Source organism: Aeromicrobium sp. P2_G6 (genome assembly GCF_056403535.1).
In genome coordinates this window covers 179,075-202,847 of sequence record NZ_JBFUFH010000008.1, presented here as the reverse complement: position 1 = coordinate 202,847, position 23,773 = coordinate 179,075, and the positions used below count along the sequence as shown (strand labels likewise).

Annotated in this window: 26 protein-coding genes; 9 read left to right on the top strand and 17 right to left on the bottom strand. The window is 69.1% G+C overall.

Translation table 11 applies throughout. The features are described 5' to 3' along the window. Positions 1-9 precede the first annotated feature (9 nt). Positions 10-669: an SDR family oxidoreductase gene (locus tag AC1DVU_RS21540; protein ID WP_476924508.1), complete on the top strand. Its 660-nt coding sequence runs from the start codon at positions 10-12 to the stop codon at positions 667-669. A 94-nt stretch (positions 670-763) separates the two neighbouring features. Here AC1DVU_RS21540 and AC1DVU_RS21535 read toward each other — a convergent pair whose 3' ends face one another. Together AC1DVU_RS21535 and AC1DVU_RS21530 are read right to left on the bottom strand one after the other, a co-directional pair. After that, positions 764-1,789: an AMP-binding protein gene (locus AC1DVU_RS21535; RefSeq protein WP_476924507.1), complete on the bottom strand. Its 1,026-nt coding sequence runs from the start codon at positions 1,787-1,789 to the stop codon at positions 764-766. 17 nt (positions 1,790-1,806) lie between these two features. Further along, the gene (locus tag AC1DVU_RS21530; protein ID WP_476924506.1) at positions 1,807-2,367 is read right to left on the bottom strand and encodes a hypothetical protein; all 561 of its coding nucleotides are present in this window, start codon (positions 2,365-2,367) and stop codon (positions 1,807-1,809) included. A gap of 73 nt (positions 2,368-2,440) precedes the next feature. On the opposite strand from AC1DVU_RS21530, the gene AC1DVU_RS21525 reads away from it, so the two are divergent. Beyond that, positions 2,441-3,331 (top strand): 1,4-dihydroxy-2-naphthoate polyprenyltransferase, encoded by an 891-nt coding sequence (locus tag AC1DVU_RS21525; protein ID WP_476924544.1) that lies wholly within the window; start codon positions 2,441-2,443, stop codon positions 3,329-3,331. A gap of 1 nt (position 3,332) precedes the next feature. Next, the gene (locus AC1DVU_RS21520; protein ID WP_476924505.1) at positions 3,333-3,827 is read left to right on the top strand and encodes a metallophosphoesterase family protein; all 495 of its coding nucleotides are present in this window, start codon (positions 3,333-3,335) and stop codon (positions 3,825-3,827) included. Here AC1DVU_RS21520 and AC1DVU_RS21515 read toward each other — a convergent pair. Together AC1DVU_RS21515 and AC1DVU_RS21510 are read right to left on the bottom strand one after the other, a co-directional pair. Beyond that, the gene (locus AC1DVU_RS21515; RefSeq protein WP_476924504.1) at positions 3,824-4,906 is read right to left on the bottom strand and encodes a PLP-dependent cysteine synthase family protein; all 1,083 of its coding nucleotides are present in this window, start codon (positions 4,904-4,906) and stop codon (positions 3,824-3,826) included. The genes AC1DVU_RS21520 and AC1DVU_RS21515 overlap by 4 nt on opposite strands. Further along, positions 4,887-5,153, bottom strand: a complete 267-nt coding sequence (locus AC1DVU_RS21510) for a DUF4229 domain-containing protein (protein ID WP_476924503.1) — start codon at positions 5,151-5,153, stop codon at positions 4,887-4,889. The genes AC1DVU_RS21515 and AC1DVU_RS21510 overlap by 20 nt, the downstream gene beginning before the upstream one ends. A gap of 68 nt (positions 5,154-5,221) precedes the next feature. Here AC1DVU_RS21510 and AC1DVU_RS21505 point away from each other — a divergent pair, with 68 nt between their 5' ends. After that, a complete protein-coding gene (locus AC1DVU_RS21505) occupies positions 5,222-5,491 on the top strand; it encodes a PLDc N-terminal domain-containing protein (protein WP_476924502.1) in 270 nt (89 codons plus the stop codon). Between the two features lie 20 nt (positions 5,492-5,511). Here AC1DVU_RS21505 and ccsB read toward each other — a convergent pair whose 3' ends face one another. The 6 genes from ccsB to hemL form a co-directional block, all read right to left on the bottom strand. Continuing rightward, complete coding sequence (ccsB, locus tag AC1DVU_RS21500; RefSeq protein ID WP_476924501.1) at positions 5,512-6,453, bottom strand: c-type cytochrome biogenesis protein CcsB; 942 nt, start codon at positions 6,451-6,453, stop codon at positions 5,512-5,514. Further along, positions 6,450-7,994, bottom strand: a complete 1,545-nt coding sequence (gene resB, locus AC1DVU_RS21495; RefSeq protein ID WP_476924500.1) for a cytochrome c biogenesis protein ResB — start codon at positions 7,992-7,994, stop codon at positions 6,450-6,452. Before resB ends, ccsB begins: the two co-directional genes overlap by 4 nt. A gap of 112 nt (positions 7,995-8,106) precedes the next feature. Beyond that, complete coding sequence (locus AC1DVU_RS21490; RefSeq protein ID WP_476924499.1) at positions 8,107-8,859, bottom strand: cytochrome c biogenesis CcdA family protein; 753 nt, start codon at positions 8,857-8,859, stop codon at positions 8,107-8,109. After that, positions 8,856-9,449 carry a TlpA family protein disulfide reductase gene (locus AC1DVU_RS21485; RefSeq protein ID WP_476924498.1) on the bottom strand — a complete coding sequence of 198 codons (594 nt, stop codon included), beginning with the start codon at positions 9,447-9,449 and terminating at the stop codon, positions 8,856-8,858. The genes AC1DVU_RS21490 and AC1DVU_RS21485 overlap by 4 nt, the downstream gene beginning before the upstream one ends. Next, positions 9,446-10,096, bottom strand: a complete 651-nt coding sequence (locus tag AC1DVU_RS21480) for a histidine phosphatase family protein (RefSeq protein ID WP_476924497.1) — start codon at positions 10,094-10,096, stop codon at positions 9,446-9,448. The genes AC1DVU_RS21485 and AC1DVU_RS21480 overlap by 4 nt, the downstream gene beginning before the upstream one ends. 14 nt (positions 10,097-10,110) lie before the next feature. Further along, the gene (gene hemL / locus AC1DVU_RS21475; RefSeq protein WP_476924496.1) at positions 10,111-11,427 is read right to left on the bottom strand and encodes a glutamate-1-semialdehyde 2,1-aminomutase; all 1,317 of its coding nucleotides are present in this window, start codon (positions 11,425-11,427) and stop codon (positions 10,111-10,113) included. A 228-nt stretch (positions 11,428-11,655) separates the two neighbouring features. On the opposite strand from hemL, the gene AC1DVU_RS21470 reads away from it, so the two are divergent. Together AC1DVU_RS21470 and arr are read left to right on the top strand one after the other, a co-directional pair. Then, complete coding sequence (locus tag AC1DVU_RS21470) at positions 11,656-12,825, top strand: lytic transglycosylase domain-containing protein (RefSeq protein WP_476924495.1); 1,170 nt, start codon at positions 11,656-11,658, stop codon at positions 12,823-12,825. Positions 12,826-12,907: 82 nt separating this feature from the next. Next, positions 12,908-13,348 (top strand): NAD(+)--rifampin ADP-ribosyltransferase, encoded by a 441-nt coding sequence (gene arr, locus AC1DVU_RS21465; protein WP_476924543.1) that lies wholly within the window; start codon positions 12,908-12,910, stop codon positions 13,346-13,348. Between the two features lie 6 nt (positions 13,349-13,354). Here arr and hemB read toward each other — a convergent pair whose 3' ends face one another. From hemB to AC1DVU_RS21430, 7 genes are all read right to left on the bottom strand, one after another. Then, positions 13,355-14,332, bottom strand: coding sequence for a porphobilinogen synthase (hemB, locus tag AC1DVU_RS21460; RefSeq protein ID WP_476924494.1), 978 nt, complete (start codon positions 14,330-14,332; stop codon positions 13,355-13,357). Between the two features lie 83 nt (positions 14,333-14,415). Further along, positions 14,416-16,026 carry a bifunctional uroporphyrinogen-III C-methyltransferase/uroporphyrinogen-III synthase gene (locus tag AC1DVU_RS21455; protein ID WP_476924542.1) on the bottom strand — a complete coding sequence of 537 codons (1,611 nt, stop codon included), beginning with the start codon at positions 16,024-16,026 and terminating at the stop codon, positions 14,416-14,418. 47 nt (positions 16,027-16,073) lie between these two features. Beyond that, positions 16,074-16,994, bottom strand: coding sequence for a hydroxymethylbilane synthase (gene hemC, locus AC1DVU_RS21450; protein WP_476924493.1), 921 nt, complete (start codon positions 16,992-16,994; stop codon positions 16,074-16,076). Beyond that, positions 16,991-18,286, bottom strand: a complete 1,296-nt coding sequence (locus tag AC1DVU_RS21445) for a glutamyl-tRNA reductase (protein WP_476924492.1) — start codon at positions 18,284-18,286, stop codon at positions 16,991-16,993. Before AC1DVU_RS21445 ends, hemC begins: the two co-directional genes overlap by 4 nt. Next, entirely contained in the window at positions 18,283-18,966 is a 684-nt protein-coding gene (locus AC1DVU_RS21440) for a redox-sensing transcriptional repressor Rex (protein WP_476924491.1), read from the bottom strand. The genes AC1DVU_RS21445 and AC1DVU_RS21440 overlap by 4 nt, the downstream gene beginning before the upstream one ends. A 135-nt stretch (positions 18,967-19,101) precedes the next feature. After that, entirely contained in the window at positions 19,102-19,365 is a 264-nt protein-coding gene (locus AC1DVU_RS21435; RefSeq protein WP_476924490.1) for a glutaredoxin family protein, read from the bottom strand. Then, a complete protein-coding gene (locus AC1DVU_RS21430) occupies positions 19,362-20,933 on the bottom strand; it encodes a class I adenylate-forming enzyme family protein (protein ID WP_476924489.1) in 1,572 nt (523 codons plus the stop codon). Before AC1DVU_RS21430 ends, AC1DVU_RS21435 begins: the two co-directional genes overlap by 4 nt. 53 nt (positions 20,934-20,986) lie before the next feature. On the opposite strand from AC1DVU_RS21430, the gene AC1DVU_RS21425 reads away from it, so the two are divergent. The 3 genes from AC1DVU_RS21425 to AC1DVU_RS21415 all read left to right on the top strand — a co-directional run bounded on the left by AC1DVU_RS21425 (position 20,987) and on the right by AC1DVU_RS21415 (position 23,772). Then, positions 20,987-21,871 carry an HAD family hydrolase gene (locus AC1DVU_RS21425; protein WP_476924488.1) on the top strand — a complete coding sequence of 295 codons (885 nt, stop codon included), beginning with the start codon at positions 20,987-20,989 and terminating at the stop codon, positions 21,869-21,871. 46 nt (positions 21,872-21,917) lie between these two features. Next, on the top strand, positions 21,918-22,619 hold the full coding sequence (locus AC1DVU_RS21420; protein ID WP_476924487.1) for a sigma-70 family RNA polymerase sigma factor: 702 nt from the start codon (positions 21,918-21,920) through the stop codon (positions 22,617-22,619). A gap of 97 nt (positions 22,620-22,716) precedes the next feature. Continuing rightward, positions 22,717-23,772: a DUF5667 domain-containing protein gene (locus tag AC1DVU_RS21415; protein WP_476924486.1), complete on the top strand. Its 1,056-nt coding sequence runs from the start codon at positions 22,717-22,719 to the stop codon at positions 23,770-23,772. Position 23,773 lies beyond the last annotated feature (1 nt).

Sequence of the window (23,773 nt, the reverse complement as noted above, 5' to 3'; positions counted from 1 at the left end):
TGTCGAGACATGACTCGAGTTGCCATCGTCGGAGGCCACGGCAAGATCGCCCGCCTCCTCATCCCCCTCCTCGTCGACGCCGGGCACCAGCCCGTGGCGCTCGTACGCAACCCCGACTACTCCCCGGAGCTGGAGGCACTCGGCGCCGAGGTCGGCATCCTCGACATCGAGCAGGAGGGCGCCGACGCGTTCGCCGAGGCGTTCACCGGCGCGGATGCCGTGGTGTTCGCTGCCGGCGGCGGGCCGGACGGCAACATCGGGCGTAAGCGGACAGTCGACCTCGGCGGGTCGCTGAAGTCGATCAAGGGGGCTCAGGCCGCCGGCGTCACCCGGTTCGTGCAGATCTCGGCGATCGCCGTCGACCAGCCCGTTGGCGACGACGCTTCGAACGTCTGGAAGGCGTACGTCGAGGCGAAGCGGGATGCCGACATCGCGTTGCGCGAGAGCGACCTCGACTGGACCATCATCCGGCCGGGCGGCCTGACGGACGACGCGCCGACGGGCCTGGTCACGCTGGCCGAGACCGTCGACCGTGCCCAGATCCCGCGTGCGGACGTCGCGGCCGTCATCGTCGCGGTGCTCGACGAGCCGGCCACGATCAACCGCCAGTGGGAGCTCGTCAGCGGCGAAACCCCGATCGACGACGCCATCGCCGGGGCGGTGACCTAACTGATCCCTGGGCGAGCGCAGCGAGCCAGCCGGCCGGTGCGAGCGCCCGCGCGAGCAGCGGAGTGAGCGGCGAGGGACGAGCCGCGCCCGGGTATCACCGCCCAGCGGCGCGGCGCAGCTTCTCACGGTCGAGCTTGCCGCCGGGGAGCAGCGGGAGGGTGTCGAGCAGGACGACCTCCCGGGGCGCCCACGTGCGGGGCAGCCCGACCTCCTCGACGCCGTCGCGCAGCTGGTCGATCCGCAAGCCGTCGAGGCACACGGCGTCGTCGGGCACGAGGTAGGCCACGACCCGTGAACCCCACTCCGGGTCTGGCACGCCGAGCGCCACCGCATCCCGTACGCCGTCGTACATCTTCAGCGCCGCCGTCACCGCCGGGAGCGCAACGTTGACGCCGCCGCTGATCACGACGTCATCGCTGCGGCCGGTGATGTGCAGCCGGCCGTCCTCGTCGATCTCACCGAGGTCCGCCGTCGCGAACCAGCCGTCGTGCAGGACCTGCGCGGTGGCCTCCGGGTCGGCGTAGCCGTCGAACAGCACCGGCCCCGCGAGGTGCACCTGGCCCACGTCGTCGATCCGCACCTGGACGCCGTCGAGCGGCAGCCCGTCGTAGACACAACCTCCGCACGTCTCGCTCATCCCGTACGTCCGCACGACCCGCACTCCGGCCGACCGCAGGGACTCGAGCAGGTCCGGGGGCACGGCCGCGCCGCCGATGAGCAACGCGTCGAGCCCGGCAAGCACGCCGACCTCTCCCGACTCGACGAGCCGGTGGGCCTGCGTCGGCACGAGCGAGGCATAGCGCCGAGGACCGGGGATCGCCGCGATCGCGGCACCCAGCGACGCATGCTCATCGGCGTACACGGGCTCGAGACCCGCGACCGCCGAGCGTACGAGCACCTGGAAGCCGCCCACGCCGGTCACCGGCATGGCCTGCAGCCAGCCTCCGGGGCCGCCCAGGCGGTCAAGGCTTGCCTGCGCCGAAGACAGCACCGCGCGATGCGACAGCACGACGTCCTTGGGCTCCCCGGTGCTGCCGGACGTACGGATGACGATCGGCTCACCGCCGTCGCTGACCCAAGCCTCGACGAGCGCGAACACCTCGCGCGGCGATCCCTCCACCGGCCGCAGACTTGGGCTCATTCCGGCTCACCGGGCTCCGCCGGGGCGTCGAGCGGGCGCTTGACGTACGTCCACGGGAACCACATCGTGCCGATGCGCTCCCAGCCCTTGGCCTCGAGGTCCTTGGCCTTGCGGCTGCCGATCACTGCCCGCTTGTGCTCCCACTGGACGGGTGACTTCTGGACGTCGTGGAACAACGGGCCGTAGCCGGTCGAGTGCCAACCGTGCCGCCCCCACGCATTGAGCACGTCGATCTCGTTGAACGCGGTGAGCCCCACCAACTGACGGTGCTCAGCGGTTCCCGGGATCGGCTCGGGTCGATGGCCGAAGCGTTGCTGCGCCGCCTGGCGCGTCATGCCGAGAGCCGAGCCGATCGCCTCCCAGCTCCATCCGGCCGCGCGCGCCGATGTCACTGCCGACCGCATCAGGCGGCCGGTCTCCTCATGTGCCCGGTGGGTCAGGACCGCCAGGTCCAGGTGTGCCTGCGGCTCGCTGTCGAGTCGGCGCTCGATCGTCGGGTCGAGCCGGGCGATGGCCCGGCCGATCAGGTCGGAGAACTCCGCGTCGTCGATCGTCATGTTGTCAACGCTAACTTGACGACCTCCGACCGTCAACTCGGAGTTGACAGACTGTCAGGTGGCAGACTGGTCGATCGTGACCACCCCTTCGCTCTCCCCCGCCAAGCTCTGGATCGCCGGCGCACGGCCCCGCACGCTTCCGGCTGCGGTCGCGCCGGTGCTGGCCGGCACCGGCGCCGCGGCATACGCCGACGCCTTCGTCTGGTGGAAGGCGTTGCTGGCGCTCGGCGTCTCGCTCTCGCTCCAGATCGGCGTCAACTACGCCAACGACTACTCCGACGGCATCAAGGGCACCGACGACAACCGAGTCGGTCCCCTGCGCCTGGTCGGCTCAGGCCTCGTGCCCGCCCGCTCGGTCAAGCGTGCGGCCCTGCTGTTCCTGGCCCTCGGCGGTGCGTTCGGCTTCGCTCTCGCCGCGACCTCGAGCTGGTGGCTGCTGCTGGTCGGCGTCGCCGCCATCGCAGCGGCGTGGACCTACACCGGCGGACCGTCGCCGTATGGCTATCGCGGGCTCGGCGAGGTCAGCGTCTTTCTGTTCTTCGGCCTGGTGGCGGTGCTCGGCACGGCGTACGTGCAGATCGAGGACGTCACGTGGCTCGCCATCGCCTGCGCGATCGGCGTCGGAGCCCTGGCCTGCGCGATCCTCGTCGCCAACAACCTGCGAGACATCCCGACCGACTCAGTCACCGGCAAGAAGACCCTGGCCGTCGTGCTGGGTGACACCTGGACCCGACGGTTCTATGCCTTCCTGCTGCTGGTCGCGATCGCCTCGCTGGTGTGGGCGGCGGCCTTCACGCTCTGGGCCCTCCTCGGGCTGGCGATGGTCCCGCTCGCCGTGCGCGCCCGCCAGGTCGTGGCCTCCGGGGCGAAGGGCCTGGCGCTCATCCCCGTGCTCCGCGACACCGGCTTGGCCGAGCTCGTGTATGCCGTCGGGCTCGCACTCGGGCTGTTCATCGGGGCCTGACGTGCTGCGCGTCGCCGTCCTCGCCGACACCCACGCTCCGCGCTTCTGGAAGTCCATGCCTCCGGCCGTCGCCGAGCAGCTCGGCGATGTCGACGTGATCCTGCACGCCGGCGATGTCTGCACCCCGGACGTGCTCGAGGAGCTCACCGCATACGCCCCGGTGCATGTCGTCCTCGGCAACAACGACGGGCCGGACGTCGCCGCCTGGGGTGCACCCGAGACGCTGGAGCTCGACCTCGACGGCCTCAAGGTCGCGATGATCCACATCAGCGGCGACAAGGTCGGCCGGGCCGCCCGTATGCGCGGACGGTTCCCGGACGCCGACCTCGTCGTGTTCGGCCACTCCCACATCCCGTGGGACACCGAGCACGACGGCCAGCGGCTCTTCAACCCCGGTTCACCAACGGACAAGCGCCGTCAGCCCCGCGGCACGATGGGGCGGCTCGTGATCGACGACGGCGTCCTGCTGTCGGCCGAGATCGTGCCGGTGAGCTAGACCGCCGGGAGGACCCCGGTCTTGTCGAACTCGGCGAGCGCGGCGGCATACGGCGTGATGTCGAGTCCCTTGGACTCGAGCCACGCGTCGTCGTAGTAGGTGTGGCTGTAACGCTCGCCGCCGTCACACAGCAGCGTCACGACACTGCCGGACTCCCCGCGGGCACGCATCTCGTCGATCAGCTGGAGCGTCGCCCAGATGTTGGTGCCCGTCGAGCCGCCGACCCGATGGCCGAGGATCTTCGAGATCCAGCGCATCGCGGCGATCGAGGCGGCATCCGGGACGCAGACCATGTCGTCGATGACCCCGCCGACGAACGACTTCTCGACCCGCATGCGCCCGATGCCCTCGATGCGGGACGGCTTGTCGGTCGTGACGTCGGACCGATCGGCCGCCCAGCCTCCGTAGAACGCTGAGTTCTCGGGGTCGGCGACCACGACCTTGGTGTCGTGCCGGCGATAGCGGACGAATCGGCCGATCGTCGCGGACGTGCCACCCGTGCCGGCTCCCACCACGATGAGGCTCGGGCACGGGTGAGGCTCCGCGGCGAGCTGCTCGAAGATCGACTCGGCGATGTTGTTGTTGCCGCGCCAGTCCGTCGCCCGCTCGGCATACGTGAACTGGTCCATGTAGTGCCCGCCGCACTCGCTCGCGAGCTGTTCGGCGACGTCGTAGATCGTGCCGGGGTCGTCGACGAGGTGGCACTGCCCGCCGTAGAACTCGATCAGGTCGATCTTCTCGGGGCTCGTCGTGGCCGGCATGACCGCGACGAACGGCAGACCGACGAGCCGGGCGAAGTAGGCCTCGCTGACTGCGGTGGACCCGCTCGACGCCTCGATGACTGTCGTCTCGGGCTCGAGCCAGCCGTTGCACAGGGCGTACAGGAACAGCGACCGGGCCAGCCGGTGCTTGAGGCTGCCGGTCGGGTGGATCGACTCGTCCTTGAGGTAGAGGTCGATGCCCGGCACCGGGATCGGCAACACGTGCAGGTGGGTGTCGGCGCTGCGGTTGGCGTCGGCGTCCACCCGGCGGATGGCCTCGGCGATCCAGGCGCGACTCTCAGTCGACGTCTTCGGCATTGCGCGACTCCTCGATGCGTTGCGTCATGCGCGCCGCCCGCTCCTGGACGTTCTGCGCGAGGTTCTCGCGCAGGCCGGCGAGCGCGAAGATCGAGATCACCGAGGAGAGGATGAGGGCGATCAGCAGGACCAGGAGCGACGTGAGGTTGCCCCACTCGACCCAGATCGACGCGATCAGCCAGACCACACCGAACGTCACCCCGAACACAGCAAGTCGGGCGAGGGTGTAGGTCCAGAAAGCCTTCATAGCCGCAGCCTAATCGCTTGCCGAGTCAACGCGGGAGCCGGTTGCACCGCGCCCGGTAACGTTGCTGCATGGGCAAGTTCGTACTCATCGTCATCGGTGTTGCCCTGTTCGTCTACGCGCTGTTCGACCTCGTCGCGACCCCCAGCCACAGCGTTCGATACATCCCCAAGCCGCTGTGGTTCCTGGTGATCCTCGCCCCCGCCGTCGGCCCGCTGCTGTGGCTGCTGGTCGGTCGCGAACGCTCGGCACCCGGCGATGGCCGGGCCAAGCCGCCCCGTCCCCCGAGCCCCGGCCCCAGAGGCCCCGACGACGACCCCGACTACCTCCGAGGTCTCTAGAGGCGCAGTGGCCGCGGGCCCTACTTGGCGTAGGAGTGCATGCCGGACACGAAGAGGTTGATGCCGACGAAGTTGAAGACGAACGTCGCGAAGCCGACCAGTGCGATGATCGCGGCGGCCTTGCCCTTCCAGCCCGCCGTGGCGCGCGCGTGAAGGTAGCCGGCATAGACGACCCAGGTGATGAACGCCCAGACCTCCTTGGGGTCCCAACCCCAGTAGCGGCCCCAGGCGTACTGCGCCCAGATCGGACCGGCGATCAGCGCGGCGAAGGTCCAGATCGGGAAGGCGAAGGCGTGGACGCGATAGGCGACCTGGTCGATCTTGGCCGACGGCGGGATGCGCCACAGGAAGCCGACTCGGTCAGCCTCGGCGGTGGTGCGCTCGGCGCGGGCCTTGACGAGGTAGAGCACCGACGCCGCGGCGCCGACGAGGAACGCCGAGCCGGAGATCATCGCGCCGAGGACGTGGATCACCAGCCAGTACGAGTGCAGGGCGGGCACGAGCGGCCCCGGCGGCACAAAGACCAGCGCCGACAGGCCGAGCACGACGGTGCCGAAGCCCGTGATGATCGGACCGACCCAGTCGATCGCCCACATCCGCACGAGGACGATGTATGCCGTGAGGGCCATGAGCGTCGCGGCGCAGCCGAACTCGTACATGTTGCCCCACGGCACCCGCTCGGCAGACAAGCCACGGGCGATGACTCCGGCGAGCAGCACGATCCAGGCAAGACTCGTGAGCGAGAACCCGATGCCACCGGCGATGTCGCTGCGCTCCGAGGCGGTCCCCTCCTCGGCCGTCGACCCCTCAGTGCCCGGGCCAGCCGCAACCAGCTCGCGCTCCGGAGCGATCTTGCGGGCGAACCCCCACTGCGCGACGTACGCGACGAACGCGAGCGCCAGGATGCCGGTCGCCGACGCGACGGCGTAGTTGGAGAACTGCTCGTACTGCGCAGCCGTCATGTCACTTTCTCCTCTGTCTCTCCCAGCGATTCGCGGAACCGCTCGAGGAAGGCGTTCAGGTCGGCCGGCAGGTCGTCACGGGGGACGCGGTCGAGCACGGCGACGTCCACCACGGTACGTGAACCGTCGCGACGGGCCCTGATCCAGGTCCTGCGCGGCTTGACCGTCAGCGAGGTCACGAGCCCCAGGAGGCCGGCGACGATGCCAATGAGCGGCACCTGCACACCCGGCGAGGCGCTGATCTGGAACCGGGCGAACTGCCTGAGTCCGGCGAACTCGATTGTTCCGCCGTTGGGCAGCTTTTGCGACTGGCCCGGCTGGAGGCTGACGCGATAGCCCTTGTCGCCGTTCATGTATTGCTTCATCTTCGACTTGTCGAGGATGTAGACCGACTGGGGCGTACCGGCGTCGAGGCCGAGGTCGCCGTGCCAGACGAACAGACCGAGCAACGGATTGGCGGCAGCGGGATAGACCGAGATCGACGCGCCATCGGCTCCGCTGGCGGCGGTCGGCAGGAAGAATCCTTGGAACCCGAGCTGCTGCGGCTCGGCATCGGGGACCTTGACCACGCCGTTCGAGGTGTACGACGGGTCGCTCGGCAGGAACGGCACCGCTTCGTTGAACACGACATCGCCGCCGGCGTCGGTGACCTTGAGCACCGGCGCATAGCCCTGTCCGACGAGGAACACCGAGGTTCCGTCGATCTCGAGCGGGTGGTTGACGGTGATGTCGAACGTACGCTCGCCGGCACCGGGCTTCGACGTGTACGCCCCTTGAGCCCGGAACAGCCTCGGGGCCCCGGCCTGCTGGCTGCCGAGCGGCTGGAACTTGGCGGTGAACTTCTCCAGCTTGAGGGAGAACGGCGGCAGCTGGCCTGGCTTGAACAGTGATCCGGAGCCGAACTCGTCGTACTGCGTGAGGGAGTTGGAGAAGCCCTGCCCCTCCGTGACGATCGCCGAGCCGCGATAGCCGAACAGGGTGCCGACCGCGACGCCCACGAGAACCACGACGACGCTGATGTGGAAGACCAGGTTGCCGGCCTCGCGGAGGAAGCCACGCTCCGCACTGAGCTCACCGTCAACGACGTCGATGCGGGCCCGGCCGAGCGCCTGGCGGCCCGCGGCGATGACCTCCTCGACCGACGCCTGCGTCTCGAAGGACGCCGAGGCCGGCAGGCGCGAGAAGTTGCGCGGAGCCTTGGGAGGCCGGGCGCGCATGGCTCTGAGGTAGACGAACGACCTCGGGATGATGCAGCCGATCAGGGACACCATGAGCAGCAGGTAGACCGCGCTGAACCACGGTGACGTGTAGACGCTGAAGAATCCGAGCTTGTCGAGCGTCGGCGCGCTCTTGGGATGGTCGAGGAAGTACGTCTCGACAGCCCGCGCGTCGACGCCACGCTGCGGCACGAGCGATCCCGGGACCGCGGCGATCGCCAGCAGCAGGAGGAGGAAGAGCGCCGTACGCATCGAGGTCAGCTGTCGCCAGAACCACCGGGTGAACTCCCGGCGCCCGAGGGCGGGAACGGCGTTGTCGGTCATGCCGCCGCCTCCAAGAAGAGCCCACGATACGGAGGCAGCGGCATGACTGCAGCCACATGATTCGCGCCCCCTACTCGCAGGGCTCGTGGGGGGACCCCCAGCTGGCGCTCGCTCATACCGGCGCCTCGAATCCGCTGACCCACGTCTGCATCTCACCGACCAGGTCTTCCCACCAGCCGGTCACGAGCATGACGCCCACCGCGATCAGCAGCACGCCGCCGATGATCGAGACGAGGCGCTGGTTGCGCTTGAACCACGACACCGCGCGCATGAACTTGCCGAACCCGAGGGCCGCGAGGACGAACGGGATCCCGAGACCCAGGCAGTACGTGAGGGCGAGGAAAGCACCACGGGCAGCAGAGGCGTCGTCGGCCGAGAACGAGAGGCCCAGCACCGCAGCGAGTGTCGGTCCGATGCACGGGGTCCAGCCGAGGCCGAAGAAGACACCGAGCAGCGGCGCGACCGCGAGCCCCACGGTCGGCACGGCATGCACCCGGGACTCACGCTGCATGAACGGGATGAAGCCGACGAAGACCAGGCCCAAGGCGATCACCAGGATGCCCGTGACGATCGAGAGCTCACGCTGGTACTTCTCCAGCTCGAGGCCCACCGACCCGAACAGCGCCCCGCCCAGGACGAACACCGTGCTGAAGCCGAGGACGAACAGCAATGACCCCGCGAGCAGGCGTCCGCGCCTGGCCGACTCGAGGTCCTGCGCGGCGACGCCCGAGACGTACGACAGGTAGCCCGGCAGCAACGGCAGCACGCACGGGGAGAAAAACGACACGAGCCCGGCGAGCACGGCGATCGGCACCGCAAGGAGCAGGTTGCCTGATGAGACGGTGTCCTGGAACCAGTCCGTCACGGCGTGCTCTTCTGCACGTCGTCGATCACACCGGCGAGCGTCGAGGCGCGCAGCTTGGGGTCCATGATGCGGGCGGCGACCCGGCCCTTGGCGTCGATGACCCACGTCGTGGGGATCGCCTGGGTCGGCAAGGTGTCGACGAACTCGAGCTCGAGGCTGCCACCCTCGTCCGCGAAGCTCGGATAGGCGATGCCCTTCTTGCGGTTGAACGCGATCGCCGACGACGTGTCCGGCGTACGCGTGAGCATGCCGATGAACTGCACATCCTTTTCGGCGTACGACTCGGAGATCTCCTTGAGCACCGGTGCCTCGGCGCGGCATGGGGGGCACCACGGCCCCCATAGGTTGATCACGAGGGTCTTGCCGGCGAAGTCGGTGGTCGACAGCGGCTTGCCGTCGAGACCTTCTCCCTCGAGCTTGGGGGCCGGCTTGCGCTCGGCCACAGGGACGACGGTCACGAGCTCGTTCTTGCTCCCGTCAGCGCCGACGTAGCCGTCGGTCGTACGGTCCCGGCCGCCACCACCGCACGCGGAGACCAGGACCAGCGCCCCGATCGCCATTGCCACTCGGAGTCGTGGGGTGCGGGTCATGCCCCGCCGACGAACTTGTTGCGCAGGGCGTCCGGGATGAGGTCGCCGGCCGGCTCGCTGTAGGTCAGGCCGACGAACGCGTCATCCTCGAACGTCAAGGTCGTGAGGCTCGCGAGCGAGCACTGCCGCTTGCGCGGGTCGTGGGCGAAGCGCGCCTTCTCGTACGACCGCCGGGCTGTCCAGACCGGCAGCTGGTGCGACACGATGACGGCCTCATGACCGCGTGCGGATTCGCGGGCGTCGTCGATCGCGGCGCGCATACGGGCGGCGATCTCCTTGTAGGGCTCGCCCCACGACGGCGTGAGCGGGTTGCGCAGGTGCCACCAGTTCTGCGGGCGCTTCAGCGCCCCGTCGCCGATGCCGAAGGTCTTGCCCTCGAACTTGTTGCCCGCCTCGATGACGCGCTCGTCGATCTCGATGTCGAGCTTGAGGATCTCCGAGAGCGGCCTGGCGGTCTGCTGTGCACGCTCGAGCGGCGAGGCCACGAGGTGCGTGATGTCGTTGCTCTTGAGCGACTCGGCGACCTTGGCGGCCATCTCGTGCCCGAGCTCGGAGAGGTTGTAGCCCGCGATGCGGCCGTAGAGGACGCCCATCGGGTTGTGGACCTCGCCATGCCGCATCAGATGCACGATGGTTCGAGTCGTCATGGTCGTCGTCCTTGTCAGCTGTCGGAAGTCGCTTGGGCAGCAGCGCGCGCTGCAGCCGGCAGCGCCTCGGCAATTCTAGAGAGTGCCTCCGAGCCGTGCGCCGCCGAGACGAACCAGCACTCGTAGGCACTCGGTGGGAGGTAGACGCCGGCGTCGAGCATCGCGTGGAAGAACGGGCGGTAGCGCCACGCCTCCTGCGCCTGCGCGCCGGCGAAGTCCGTCACGGGCTTGTCGACGCCCCAGAAGACGCTGAACATGTTGCCGGCGCTCTGCAGTGCGTACGTGACGCCGGCGGCGTCGAGCGCATCGGCGACGAGTCGCTGCAGCTGCGACGAGGCATCGTCGAGCCGGGCGTACGCCTCGGCGTCCGCGAGCCGCAGGGTCGTGAGGCCTGCGGTGGTCGCGATCGGATTGCCCGACAGCGTGCCCGCCTGATAGACGGGCCCGACCGGTGCGAGCTGCTCCATGACGTCGCGACGGCCCCCGAACGCCGCCGCGGGGAAGCCACCGCCCATGACCTTGCCGAACGTCAGCAGGTCGGGTCGCCATCCTTCCGGCTCACCGTCGACACCCCAGTGCCCGGAGCGGGTGACCCGGAAGCCGGTCATGACCTCGTCGCTGATGAACAGGGCCCCGTTGCGCGCGCACGTCTCGGCGAGGAAGCCGTTGAAGCCCGGCTCCGGCGGTACGACACCCATGTTGCCCGGCGCGGCTTCGGTGATGAGGCAGGCGATCTGGTCGCCGTACGCCTCGAAGGCCGCCTCGACTGCGGCCCGGTCGTTGTAGGGCAGCACGATCGTGTCGGCCGTGACGTGCGCCGGCACGCCGGGTGTCTCCGGCAGGCCCAGCGTCACGACGCCCGATCCGGCCTCGGCCAGGAGTGCGTCGACGTGGCCGTGGTAGCAACCCGCGAACTTGACGATCTTGTCGCGCCCGGTGAACCCGCGAGCAAGCCGGATCGCCGACATCGTCGCCTCGGTGCCCGACGACACCAGGCGCACCGAGTCCGTGGGCGTACGCCCGACGATCTCCTCGGCGAGCAGGACCTCGGGCTCGCTGGGCGTACCGAACGACGTGCCGCGACCGACCGCCTCGGACACGGCGGCCAGGACCTCAGGGTGGGCGTGGCCCAGCAGCATGGGGCCCCAGGAGCCGACGAGGTCGACGTAGCGGCTGCCGTCGACGTCGGTCAGCCAGGCACCAGCCCCGGACCGCATGAAGATCGGAGTGCCGCCGACGGCCCGGAAGGCTCTCACCGGGGAGTTGACGCCGCCAGGCGAGACCGCCCGGGCGCGGTCGAACAGGCCTTGCGAAGCGGGGTTGGAAGTCACGCCATCCATTGTCCTCAATGGCATTTCCGGCCGGTCGGCGGCGTCGACAGACCGTAACCAACAGGCTGTCGACCTCGTTGTGTAGGTCGTCACTGCTTTGCGGCGCGTCGCGCCTGGCAGTAACATCGGTTTACGGTATGCCGCACGTTGTGACGGCAGCATGGAGGGCACAGTCTTATGGGAGCTCGCAAACTCACGCGCTGGCAAAAGGCCAGCGCCCTTGTTCCGATGGCCGTTCTGGTCGGAGCATGGGGCGCCACGCTGGCCCGCGCGGACCTCGCGACGGCGTCGGACAGCTCCGACGCCAACATCCCCAACGTGCCCTCGACCGCGTTCGAGGACCCCGCGAGCGTGCAGCCGACTCCCGAAGGCATCGACCCCAAGGCGGGCCTCGCCGGCACCGTCTCGACGCTCTCCACCAACGGCATTCCTGCGTCTGCGCTCTACGCCTACCACCGCTCCGAGACGCTGCTCGGCAAGGCTGACAAGGCGTGCAAGCTGCCCTGGAACCTGGTTGCCGCGATCGGCCGCGTCGAGTCCAACCACGGCCGCACGGGCGGCAACTCCCTCAACGCCGACGGCCTCGCGACGCCCGGCATCTACGGCGTCGCCCTCGACGGCAACGACGGCCGCGCCAAGATCACCGACACCGACAGCGGCTCGCTCGACAACGACCCGGTCTACGACCGCGCGGTCGGCCCCATGCAGTTCATCCCCGGCACCTGGAAGAACGTTGCGGTCGACTCGGACAACGACGGCAAGAAGAACCCGCAGGACATCGACGACGCGGCCACCTCGGCGGGCGTCTACCTGTGCGCCGGCACCGACGACCTCTCGACGCAGTCGGGCGCGGCTGCCGCGGTCAAGCGCTACAACCACTCCGACTCCTACGTCGACCTCGTCCTGGCCATCTCCGCCAGGTACGCCCAGGGTGATTTCACGCAGTCGCCCAACGGCTACACGACCGGCTCGGTCCTGACCTCGTCGTCGAACGACCAGACCCTGAGCTCGGCGCAGCGCAAGAAGGCCGCGGCTGCCGAGCAGAAGGCCAACGAGTCCGGCTCGGGCGGCAGCACCGGAGGCGGCAGCACGGGCGGTGGCACCGGCGGCACGGGTGGCACTGGCGGCACGGGTGGCACTGGCGGAGGAGGGTCGACCGGCGGCACGACCGGAGGCATCACCGGCCTGGTCGACGGGTTGTCCAGCGATCTGGGCGGCGCCACCGGAGGGACCACGGGTGGCACCACGGGTGGCACCACCGGCGGCACGACTGGCGGCAGCACCGGCGGCTCGGCGACCCTGACCTGGGCCGAGGCCAAGACCCAGTGCATCGCGAGCGGCATCTCCGCCCTCGACCTGGTCGCGCTCACGAGCTGCATCACCTCGCTGCTGAGCTAGCCAAGCGGACATCAGCAGAAGGGGCCCTCCGATGGAGGGCCCCTTCTGCTTGTGTTGCCGCAATAGAGTCGTGGCTGAGCTAATGGGGGTGTGCATCATGGGCGGACCGAAGCCGTTCGAGGTCCACGAGTCGGGGGCGCTGCTGCACGGGACGAAGGCCGACCTGTCCGTCGGCGGCGTCTTGGTGCCCGGGCACCGCTCGAACTACGAGGAGGGACGGACGGCGAACCACGTCTACGTCACGGAGACCTTGGACGCCGCGGCCTGGGGCGCCGAGCTCGCCGAGGGCGAGGGTCGCGGCCGGATCTACATCGTGGAGCCGACGGGATCACTCGAAGACGACCCGAACGTGACGGACAAGAAGTTCCCGGGCAATCCGACCCGGTCCTATCGCACCAAGGACCCCGTCACGATCGTCGGCGAGCTGACGGACTGGGAGGGGCACACCCCCGACCAGCTGCAGGGCATGCGCGACGGCCTTGCCGAGCTGCGACGTCAGGGCCGCGCGGTCATCTACGACTGAAGCCGCTCAGCGGTTGAGGCGGGCGGCGAGCTCCGCGGCCCAGTAGGTGAGCACGATGTCCGCGCCGGCCCGGCGTATCGACAGGATGATCTCGTCGATCGTGCGCTCTCGGTCGATCCAGCCGTTGGCCGCCGCAGCCTCGACCATCGCCATCTCGCCGGAGATGTTGTAGGCCGCGACCGGCACGTTGACCGTCGCGCGGACGTCGGCGATGACATCGAGGTAGGACAGCGCCGGCTTGACCATGACGATGTCGGCGCCCTCCTCGATGTCGAGCAGCACCTCGCGGATCGCGTCACGGGCATTGGCGGGGTCCTGCTGGTACGTCTTGCGGTCGCCCTGCAGCGACGACGCCACGGCCTCGCGGAAGGGGCCGTAGAAGGCTGAGGAGTACTTCGCCGCGTAGGCCAGGATCACGGTGTCGTCATGTCCCGCGTGGTCGAGTGCCTCGCGGATGACACCGACCTGGCCGTCCATCATGCCGCTGGGACCGACGACGTGGGCGCCTGACTCAGCCTGCACGACACCCATCTGGGCGTAGATCTCGAGCGTCGCGTCGTTGTCGACGCGACCCTGGGCGTCGAGCACACCGCAGTGGCCGTGATCGGTGAACTCGTCGAGGCACAGGTCCGACATCACCAGCAGGTCGTCGCCCACCTCGGCGCGAGCGTCGGCGAGTGCGACGTTGAGGATGCCGTCAGGGTCCAGGGCACCGGAGCCCTGGGCGTCCTTGTGCTCGGGCACGCCGAACAGCATGACGCCGCCGAGCCCGAGCGCGGCTGCCTCGGCGTACGCCTTGCGAGCCGTCTCACGCGTGTGCTGCACGACGCCGGGCATGCTGGCGATCGGGTGCGGCTGGCTGAGGCCCTCCGCGATGAACATCGGCAGGATCAGCTGGGAGGGCTGGACGTGCGTCTCCGCCACCAACCGCCTCATCGCCGGCGACTGGCGCAGGCGACGAGGACGATCGGCGGGGAATGGCATGGTTACGCGCCCTCGAAGAAGCAACGGTAAGGGCGCGCAACCATGCTGTCCTGATGGTTCGCTCGCTGGCGCTCGCTCATGCCTCAGGCCTTCCGTCGCGTCGAAGGACGCTTCTGCGAAGGCTTGGTCACCGGCTCGCCCGCGTCGAGGAACGCGAGGCGACGAGCCGCGCCGAACTCGGCGAGCGCGTCAGCCAGCACCTCGACCGACGGGGACTCGGCGAGGACGTCGACCCGCAGGCCGTGCTCCTCGGCGGTCTTGGCGGTCGCCGGGCCGATGCACGCGATGATCGTCGACGTGTGCGGCTTGCCGGCGATGCCCACGAGGTTGCGGACCGTGGACGACGAGGTGAACATGACCGCGTCGAACTTGCCGGTCTTGATCGCCTCGCGTGTCGGCGCTGGCGGCGGGGCCGCCCGGACGGTGCGGTACGCCGTGACGTCGTCGACCTCCCAGCCCAGCTCGACGAGTCCGGCCACGAGGGTCTCGGTCGCGATGTCGGCGCGGGGCAGGAAGACCCGGTTGATCGGGTCGAGCAGGTCGTCGTACGGCGGCCAGTCCTCGAGGAGCCCACGGGCCGACTGCTCACCGCTCGGGATGAGGTCGGCACGGATGCCCCACGTGGCGATGGCCTCGGCGGTCTTGTCGCCGACCGCGGCGATCTTGAGGCCCGAGAACGCGCGGGCGTCGAGCCCGTACTCCTCGAACTTCTCGCGCACGGCCTTGACGGCGTTGACGCTCGTGAACGCGATCCACTCGTAGCGACCCTCGACGAGGCCGCGGACGGCCTTGTCCATCTGCTGCGGGTTGCGCGGCGGCTCGACCGAGATCGTCGGGACCTCTTCAGAGAGGGCACCGAAGCCACGCAGGCGCGCAGCCAGGCTGGCCGACTGCTCCTTGGTGCGGGGCACCAGGACGCGCCAGCCGTAGAGCGGCTTGGTCTCGAACCACGACAGCGCCTCGCGCATCGTGACGACCTGGCCGACGACCGTGATGGCCGGCGCGGTCATGCCGGCAGCCTTGGCGTCGGCGGCGATGTCGGCGAGGGTGGAGACGATCGTGGTCTGCTCGGTCGTCGTGCCCACCCGGGTCATCGCAACGGGCGTCTCGGCGGAGCGTCCGGCGGTGATGAGCCCGGCAGCGACCTCGCCGATGCGAGCGACGGCCGACAGCAGCACCAGGGTCTCCTGGCTGGCGTGCTCGGACCAGTTGATCGAGGCGTCGCCGACACTGACCACGGAGTACTCGCGGTGGGTGCGGTTGGTCAGCGGCACGCCGGCGTAGGCGGGCACGGCCGAGACCGACGAGATGCCCGGCACGATCTCGAAGCCGATGCCGGCCTTGCTGCAGGCCGCGGCCTCCTCGGGCGCCGTCGCGTAGGTGAACGGGTCACCCGCGATCAGGCGTACGACGTGGGAGCCGGTCTTGGCGTACTTGACGACGAGTCGGGCACGCGCGGCGTGCGTCAGGGTCTCGCCGTCCTCGCCGACTCCGCCGTCGACGATCTCGGCACCGTTGGTGACGAGGGCCGCCTGCTCGGGCAGCTCCGTGATGACGATGTCCGCCTGGGCGAGCAGCTCAGCCGCGCGCACCGTCAGCAGGCTGGCATCGCCCGGTCCGGCGCCGACGAAGCTCACGTGGCCGCGGACGGCCTTGTGTGCGTTCGGTCGAGCCGGGGACGGTGCTTCTCGCATCGCAGTGGTGATGGTCACGGTGGTCCTTTTCTCGATCTGCCTGGGGGTTATGAGGCGACAGACACAAGGGTGTCTGCGCCTTCGGCGAGCATCTCGGCAGCGAGACGCTCCCCGACCGCGGCGGCTTCGGATGGCAAGCCGGTCGCGGACAGTCGGATGGTGGGCGAGCCGGAAGTGCTTCCGACCACGGCACGGAGCCAGAGCTCGTCACCGTCGTCGCCCTGGGCGACTTCGGCAAGAGCTCCCACAGGTGCACTGCAACCTGCCTCGAGGGTGGCGAGGAGGCTGCGCTCAGCGGTGACGGCAGCACGGGTGTCGCTGTCGTCGAGACCGCTGAGTAGGTGAATCGTCGCGTCATCATCGGCGCGACATTCGCAGGCAAGTGCTCCCTGCCCGGGGGCGGGAAGCATCTGCAGAGGATCAATGACTTCGGTCGCCTCGTCGGCGCGGCCGAGCCGCAGCAGTCCGGCGCGGGCGAGCAGGACGCCGTCGTACTCGCCCGAGGCGACCTTGGCGATGCGGGTGTCGACATTGCCGCGGACCGGGACGACCTCGACACCGAGGCCCAGCGCGTTGAGCTGTGCCTCGCGGCGCGGCGAGCCGGTGCCGATGCGGGCGCCCTGCGGCAGCTCGCCAAGAGTCATCCCGTCGCGGGCCACGAGCACGTCGCGGGGGTCCTCGCGCTGCGGGATCGCGGCGAGGGCGAGGCGGGGATCGGGGGTCGTCGGCAGGTCCTTGAGCGAGTGCACCGCGATGTCGACATCGCCACGTACGAGCGCTTCGCGCAGGGCAGCGACGAACACACCCTGGCCACCGAACTCGACCAGCGGCTGCGAGCTGCGGTCGCCCTCGGTCGAGATCGTGACGAGCTCGACCTCGACGCCGGTCGCGCGGAGCCGGTCGGCGATCAGGCCCGACTGGGTCATGGCAAGCGCCGAGGCGCGGGTGCCGAGTCGCAGGGCCGTCATGAGGACTCCCCCTTGACCTGCGTCACGGCGTCGACGGTCGACTGGTCGAGTGCGAACAGGTCGGCGAGAGCCTCGGCGTAGGTCAGGTCGGCCCGTCCGTCGATGAGCTGCTGGACGCGCACGGTCGGCGCGTGGATGAGCTTCTCGGCGACGCGGTGCAGGGCCTTGCGGACCGCCGCGAGCTGGTCGTCGGTGAGGTCAGGGAGCCGGGTCTCGATGCGGGCCAGCTCGGCGGCGACGACATCGGTCGCCATCGTGCGCAGCGCGACGACGGTCGGCGTGATGTGTGAGGCGGCCTTGGCGGCGAGGAACGTACGGACCTCGTCCTCGACGATGCCACGCACCAGCTCGATGTCGCCGGCGAGCTCGGAGTTCTCGCCCAGGCGCGCCAGCACGACCAGGTCGATGAGGTCGACGCCCTCGAGATCGCGGACCGCGGTGTCGATGTCACGGGGCAGGGCGAGGTCGATCAGCGCCATGCTGCGGCCCGCGCCGGCCTTGGCGATGCGTTCGCGGTCGAACACGACGCCGGTCGCGCCGGTGCAGCTGATGAGCACGTCCGTCGCGGACAGCTCGACGTCCATGGCCTCCCAGCGGACCGCACTGACGCCGAACGCGGCGACCAGGGCGTACGCACGCTGGAACGTGCGGTTGGCGACCATGATGCGGCTCGGCGCCACTCCGCGACCGACGAGGGTGCGGACGGCGAGGCTGGCCATCGTGCCGGCGCCGGCGACCAGGAAGCGGGTGTCTTCGGCGTCGACGACGTCACCGGCGGCATCGAGCGAAGCGGTGACGATCGACGGAGCGAGTCGGTCGATGCCGGTCTCGGCGTGGCCACGCTTGCCGATGCGCAACGCCTGCTGGAACAGCGCGTTGAGCGCCGAGCCCACGGTCGACTCGGCCTGTGCACTGTGGAGCGCGTCGCGGACCTGGCCGAGGATCTGGCTCTCACCGAGGATCATCGAGTCCATGCCGGCGGCAACACCGAACAGGTGCGCGACGGCGGCCTCGTCGAAGTGGACGTAGACGTGGCGGACGAAGTCGTCACGGTCGAGGCCCGAGTGCTCGGCGAGCAGGCGCGACACCTCTTCGACGGCGCCGTGGAAGCGCTCGGCCTCGACGTAGATCTCGACCCGGTTGCACGTCGAGATGACGACCGACTCGGAGACGAAGGGGGCCTCGAGCACGAGGTGCGAGAGCTTGACCGCCGCGTCGACGTCGAGCGACGCGCGCTCGAGGATGTCGATCGGGGCCGACTTGTGGGACATACCAACAACGAGAACGCTCATGCACCAACCACCTTGTCGTTCCCGGCCTTACGCTGCTCGTGATAGGCGAGGATCTGCAGCTCGATCGACAGGTCGACCTTGCGGACGTCGACGCCGTCGGGGACCTGCACGAGCGCAGGCGCGAAGTTGAGGATGCTGGTGATGCCCGCCGCGACGAGGCGATCGGCGACCTCCTGGGCGGCCGTGCCCGGGGTCGCGATGATGCCGATCGAGATCTCGCGCTCCTTGACGACCGTCGTCAGGTCGTCGAGCGAGGTCACCTTGATGCCGGAGATGACGGCGCCGACGCGCTTGGGGTCGGCATCGACGAGCGCCGCCACGCGAATGCCACGCGTGCTGAAGCCCTGGTAGGCCGACAGAGCGGAGCCGAGGTTGCCGACGCCGACGATGACGACGTCCCAGTCCTGGGTCTGGCCGATCTCGCGGGCGATCTGGTAGCGGAGGTACTCGACGTCGTAGCCGACACCACGGGTGCCGTAGGAGCCGAGGTAGGACAGGTCCTTGCGGAGCTTGGCCGGGTTGACGCCGGCGTTCTCAGCGAGGTCGTTGGAGGAACACGTCGCGACGCCCTGCTCGGTCAGCGCGTTGAGAGCGCGCAGGTAGACCGGCAGACGGGCAACGGTGGCATCAGGGATGCCACGGGCGCTTCCGTCCGCGAGGGGGGTGCGAAGTATGGTCACGGTGCTCCTGCACTGCATTGCCCGGGATTATCCCTGTCGGGACTGGCATGCGATGCGCCCTCAGTTTAAGAGTTTGTGAACGCGTTAACAAAATCGTGAGTCGGAGCGATGGCATATGTCACATGTGCTTGCGCCTCAGGACGTACGCTCGAGCGCCTTTCGCAGGCGTACGGGGTCGACGCGCCAGAAGTCGTGCTGGGCCCCGTCGACGAACGTGACCGGCACCTGTTCGGTGAATCGCGAGGTCAGGTCGTCGTCCGTCGTGATGTCGACCCGGGACCAAGTGGCGCCGGTCTCGGCACAGATCTCGGCGACGAGCGCCTCCGCCACCTCGCACAGGTGGCACCCGGGACGGGAGTAGACGACGACACGGGCATCGCCGGAATGGGCGATCGTCACGATGCGTCGAGGCCGAGCGTCTCGCTGCGGGCGAGGGCACGCAGGCGACCCTTGGCGACCTTGCCGGTCGCCGAGTGCGGCAGGCCCTGCACGACCACGATCCGCTTGGGCTGCTTGAACCGAGCCAGCCGCGTACGGCAGTGCGCCTCGACCGACTCGATGATCGTGGTCTCGTCCGTCTCCGGGTTCTCGGGGACGACGAACGCCACGACGGCCTCGCCGGTCTCCTCGTCGGGCAGGCCGACGACCGCGACCTGCGTGACTCCCGGCACCTCGGCGATCACGTCCTCGACCTCGAACGGGTAGACGTTGAAGCCCGACACGATGACCAGCTCCCGGAGCCGGTCGACCAGCGTGAGGTCACCGTCCCCGTCGAGGAAGCCGACGTCACCCGTGGGATACCAGCCGTCGTCACGCGGGCCGTCCACCCCGTCGGGCCAGTAGCCCGAGAAGAGGTTGTCGCCCTTGACCCAGATCTCCGCAGGATCACCCGCATGCGCGTCGGCACCGTTGGCCTCGACGATCCGGACCTCGATGCCCGGCAGCGGACGGCCAACCGAGCCGGGCTTGGGCGGCGTGCCCGGTTCGCGGGGGGAATCGAACGTCGTGGCGATGACCGGCGCGGTCTCAGTGAGACCGTAGCCCTGCTCGATGTGCTTGCCGGACGACGCGAAGAAGGTCTCGGCGAGCTCGGGGTCGAGGGCCGAGGCCCCGGACAGGATCGTCGTCACGCGAGCGAGCTTGTCCCGCAGGTCGTCGCGTCCGGCCCAGGCTGCCACGACGGGCGGCGCGAGCGGGATGTTGGTGACGCCTTCGGCCACGATCTGGTCCAGCAGCCCGCCGGGGTCGAATCCGTCGACGAGGAGCACGCGGGCCCGCTGGCGTACGGCCTGGCCCAGCACGCAGTTGAGGCCGTAGATGTGGAACATCGGCAGCAGCCCCAGGCATACGTCGTCGGACGTCATCGCCGGCGGGTCGAGCCGGGCGATCTGCTCGATGTTGGCGATCAGCGCTCGATGCGTCAGCATCGCGCCGCGCGGCTTGCCACTTGTGCCGGACGTGTAGAGCACGACGGCCAGGGCCTCGGCATCGACGGGCGCTGCGGGGTCGGTGCCGACCGCGTCGGCCAGGAACGCCTCGAACGCCGTCTCACCTTGTTGAGGCTTCGCGCCGTCAACGATCACACTGACCTGGTGGTCGTCGGTCACGGCCTCGCGGACCTGCGAGATGCCGGCCTCGTCGCACAGCACGACACGAGCCAACGAGTCGGCCAGCATGCGCCCGATCTCCCGGGTCGTCGACCGGGGGTTGATCGGCACCGCGACCATGCCGCCGCGCAGGATGCCAAAGTAGGCGATCGGCAGGTCGATGCGGTTGGCCATGACGACCGCGACGCGCTGGCCGGCCACGAGCCCGCGGGCGGACAGGCCACGCGCGACCGCGTCGGCTGCGTCGTCGAGCTCACGCCAGGTGACCTCACGCCGTTGGGCGCGGTGCTCCACCAACGCGACGCCATCAGGATCGGTGGACGCAGCGTCTCGGAGGTAGTCGCTGACATTGACTGTCACGCCTCCGAGTCAACCACAGGTAGCTGAGGACAGAGGACGTTAGTCTCGGTTACATGCCACGGGACGCTCGACCCGATCAACCACGCAATCTGCGGTCGCGATCAGTGCTGTCCGGCCAGGCCGCAGCGGCGGCGGCCGAGATGGAGAATGCGCTCACGACCCAGCCCGACACGACGGCGGCAGCGTTCTTCGACGTCGACAACACGATCATGCAAGGTGCGTCGATCTTCCACCTCGCTCGCGGCCTGCACCGACGCAAGTTCTTCACGACCAAGGACATCGTCAAGGCCACGTGGCAGCAGCTCTACTTCCGGATCGCGGGCGTCGAGGACCCCGAGCACATCGCCAGGGCCCGTTCGTCGGCGCTCGCGTTCATCGCCGGGCACAAGGTCTCCGAGCTCGAGGAGATCGGCGAGGAGATCTTCGACGAGCACATGGCGCACAAGATCTGGCCGGGCACCCGCGCGATCGCCCAGTGGCACCTCGACCGGGGCCAGCGGGTCTGGCTCATCACCGCCGCGCCGATCGAGATCGCCAACGTCATCGCCCGTCGCCTCGGCCTGACCGGCGCCTTGGGCACTGTCCCGGAGCACATCGACGGCGTCTACACCGGCGAGCTGGTGGGCGAGATGCTGCACGGCGAGGGCAAGGCCACCGCGATCAAGGAGATCGCCGAGCGCGAGGGTCTGGTGCTGGCGGACTGCTACGCGTACTCCGACTCCAGCAACGACCTGCCGATGCTGTCCCTCGTGGGACATCCCTGTGCCGTCAATCCTGACTCCACGCTCCGCGCTCACGCCAGGTCCAACGGCTGGCGCATCCGCGACTACCGCACAGGGCGCAAAGTGGCGCTGGTCAGCGGAAAGGGCGTCATCGCGGCCGCTGCCGCCGGCGGTGCGTGGCGTGTGCTGCGTCACAGAAAAACCGGAAGAAACTGACAGTTACCCCCCTCCGCGTTAGTATTTCGGAGAACAGGGAGGGCCTGTGAGGGACACCACAAGTCGATTGCGCGCTGCGCTGTCACTTGCCTTGGCGACCCCCGACGACCGCTCGCTCCTGATCGCCCTCTCGGTCGCGGACTCCCCGGCGTACGCGCCCTCCACCGGCTCCGGCAGCCCCAGCGACGACAACGATCCCGAGGCCACCCGTCTGCGCGCCTTGGTCGACCTTGCCAAGGAGGGCGACGCCGAGGCGTTCGGACAGCTCTACGACCACTACGTCTCGGGTGTCTTCCGGTTCATCTACTACCGCGTCGGATCCCAGCAGCTCGCGGAGGACCTGACCAGCGAGACGTTCGTCCGCGGGCTCCGGGCGATCCAGCGCTTCAACTGGCAGGGCAAGGACTTCGGGGCGTGGCTGACGACGATCGCCCGCAACCTCGTCGCCGACCATTTCAAGTCCAGCCGGGCGCGACTGGAGATCGTCGCCGAGACGATTCCCGAGGGAAAGGCCACGGTCGCCAGCCCCGAGGACGAGGTCCTGGCACTGATCTCCAACGAGATGCTGTTCGAGGCGGTCAACTCGCTGCCCAACGAACAGCGCGACTGCATCCTCATGCGCTTCATCCAAGGCCTGTCGATCGCCCAGACCGCTGCCGCACTCGGCCGCAGCGAAGGTGCCATCAAGCAGCTCCAGCTGCGTGCCGTCCGGAGCCTGGCCAAGACGATGCCGGAGGACGCGCGATGATTTCCACAGACGTCTTTGTCCTGTCATTTCCCCGTAACCTCAGGGCGCCTGAGGTCGTTGTAGGTCGTGGAACATCCACAGCAGTGAGGAACCCATCATGATCGGCCGTCGCTTCCACGACGACGCCCAGTCCTTCGAGGAGGCTTGGAGCGGCCGCACAGCTGGCGACGAAGAAATCGCCGGGCTGGTGCGCTTCGTCGAAGGTATCTGCGAAGCCGCCGTTGCCGAGCCCTCGCCGATGTTCCGCGAGTCACTCCGCACGATGCTCATGACCGAGGCCGAGACGGCGCTCGTTCCGATGCCTGCCACCACGTCGCGCGCAGCAGCGCCCACACGCCACACCAGTCCCGTCCGTCGTCGCGTTGCCGGCCTCACCGCAGCCATGGTCGCCTCGGCCGGCGTTGTCGGCGTCGTCGCCTCGAGCGCGTCCGCCGTCCCGGGCGACATGCTCTATCCGGTCAAGCGCAGCGTTGAGTCAGTCGAGCTCACCCTCCACCGCGACGAGGCCTCCCGCGGCTCGTTCCAGCTCCGTCAGGCCTCCGAGCGCCTCGCCGAGGCTCGCGAACTGAGCGGCAAGGACGGCTCCGAGAACCTCATCGCCGAGACACTCGAATCCTTCGCGACGCAGGCCGAGTCCGGTTCGAGCGCCCTCTTCGACGACTTCACCGACAGCGGCGAGCAGAAGTCGATCCGCACCGTCAACGACTTCGCGATCGAGGCGACAGCCAACCTCTCGGCGCTGTCTTCCCAGCTGCCACCCGGTGCCAGCGACTCGTTCGACTCGGCGACCGCCACGATCAGCGAGCTGGCGACCCGGGCCTCCTCGCTCTGCAGCGCGTGCACGACCGGGGATCTCCAGAAGCTGGTCTCCTCCGTTGAGGGCCTGTCCGTGACGCCCCAGGGCACCACGAAGTCGGGCGCCAAGGACGACAAGTCGAGCACCAAGTCGGGCACCGACTCCAAGCCCGCTTCGAGCCCGACCACGGCCACGCCGACCGACAAGCCGCTCGTGGCACTCCCGACGCCCGCACCCACCACCAAGACCCCGTCGCTGGCTGATGTCACCGATCCGGTCCTCGGTGCCGTGCTGGGTGACGAGAACCAAGAGGGTCTCATCCCCGGTCTGCTGAACGGGCTGCTCGGAAACCAGTAAG

What these genes read in the sequence shown, in the direction of transcription:
- AC1DVU_RS21540 (WP_476924508.1), top strand. Translation starts at nt 10, where the DNA reads ATGACTCGAGTTGCCATCGTCGGAGGCCACGGCAAGATCGCCCGCCTC.
- AC1DVU_RS21530 (WP_476924506.1), bottom strand. Translation starts at nt 2,367, where the DNA reads ATGACGATCGACGACGCGGAGTTCTCCGACCTGATCGGCCGGGCCATC.
- AC1DVU_RS21515 (WP_476924504.1), bottom strand. Translation starts at nt 4,906, where the DNA reads ATGCCGAAGACGTCGACTGAGAGTCGCGCCTGGATCGCCGAGGCCATC.
- AC1DVU_RS21510 (WP_476924503.1), bottom strand. Translation starts at nt 5,153, where the DNA reads ATGAAGGCTTTCTGGACCTACACCCTCGCCCGACTTGCTGTGTTCGGG.
- AC1DVU_RS21505 (WP_476924502.1), top strand. Translation starts at nt 5,222, where the DNA reads ATGGGCAAGTTCGTACTCATCGTCATCGGTGTTGCCCTGTTCGTCTAC.
- ccsB (WP_476924501.1), bottom strand. Translation starts at nt 6,453, where the DNA reads ATGACGGCTGCGCAGTACGAGCAGTTCTCCAACTACGCCGTCGCGTCG.
- resB (WP_476924500.1), bottom strand. Translation starts at nt 7,994, where the DNA reads ATGACCGACAACGCCGTTCCCGCCCTCGGGCGCCGGGAGTTCACCCGG.
- AC1DVU_RS21485 (WP_476924498.1), bottom strand. Translation starts at nt 9,449, where the DNA reads ATGACCCGCACCCCACGACTCCGAGTGGCAATGGCGATCGGGGCGCTG.
- AC1DVU_RS21480 (WP_476924497.1), bottom strand. Translation starts at nt 10,096, where the DNA reads ATGACGACTCGAACCATCGTGCATCTGATGCGGCATGGCGAGGTCCAC.
- AC1DVU_RS21470 (WP_476924495.1), top strand. Translation starts at nt 11,656, where the DNA reads ATGGCCGTTCTGGTCGGAGCATGGGGCGCCACGCTGGCCCGCGCGGAC.
- arr (WP_476924543.1), top strand. Translation starts at nt 12,908, where the DNA reads ATGGGGGTGTGCATCATGGGCGGACCGAAGCCGTTCGAGGTCCACGAG.
- hemB (WP_476924494.1), bottom strand. Translation starts at nt 14,332, where the DNA reads ATGCCATTCCCCGCCGATCGTCCTCGTCGCCTGCGCCAGTCGCCGGCG.
- AC1DVU_RS21455 (WP_476924542.1), bottom strand. Translation starts at nt 16,026, where the DNA reads ATGCGAGAAGCACCGTCCCCGGCTCGACCGAACGCACACAAGGCCGTC.
- hemC (WP_476924493.1), bottom strand. Translation starts at nt 16,994, where the DNA reads ATGACGGCCCTGCGACTCGGCACCCGCGCCTCGGCGCTTGCCATGACC.
- AC1DVU_RS21445 (WP_476924492.1), bottom strand. Translation starts at nt 18,286, where the DNA reads ATGAGCGTTCTCGTTGTTGGTATGTCCCACAAGTCGGCCCCGATCGAC.
- AC1DVU_RS21425 (WP_476924488.1), top strand. Translation starts at nt 20,987, where the DNA reads ATGCCACGGGACGCTCGACCCGATCAACCACGCAATCTGCGGTCGCGA.
- AC1DVU_RS21415 (WP_476924486.1), top strand. Translation starts at nt 22,717, where the DNA reads ATGATCGGCCGTCGCTTCCACGACGACGCCCAGTCCTTCGAGGAGGCT.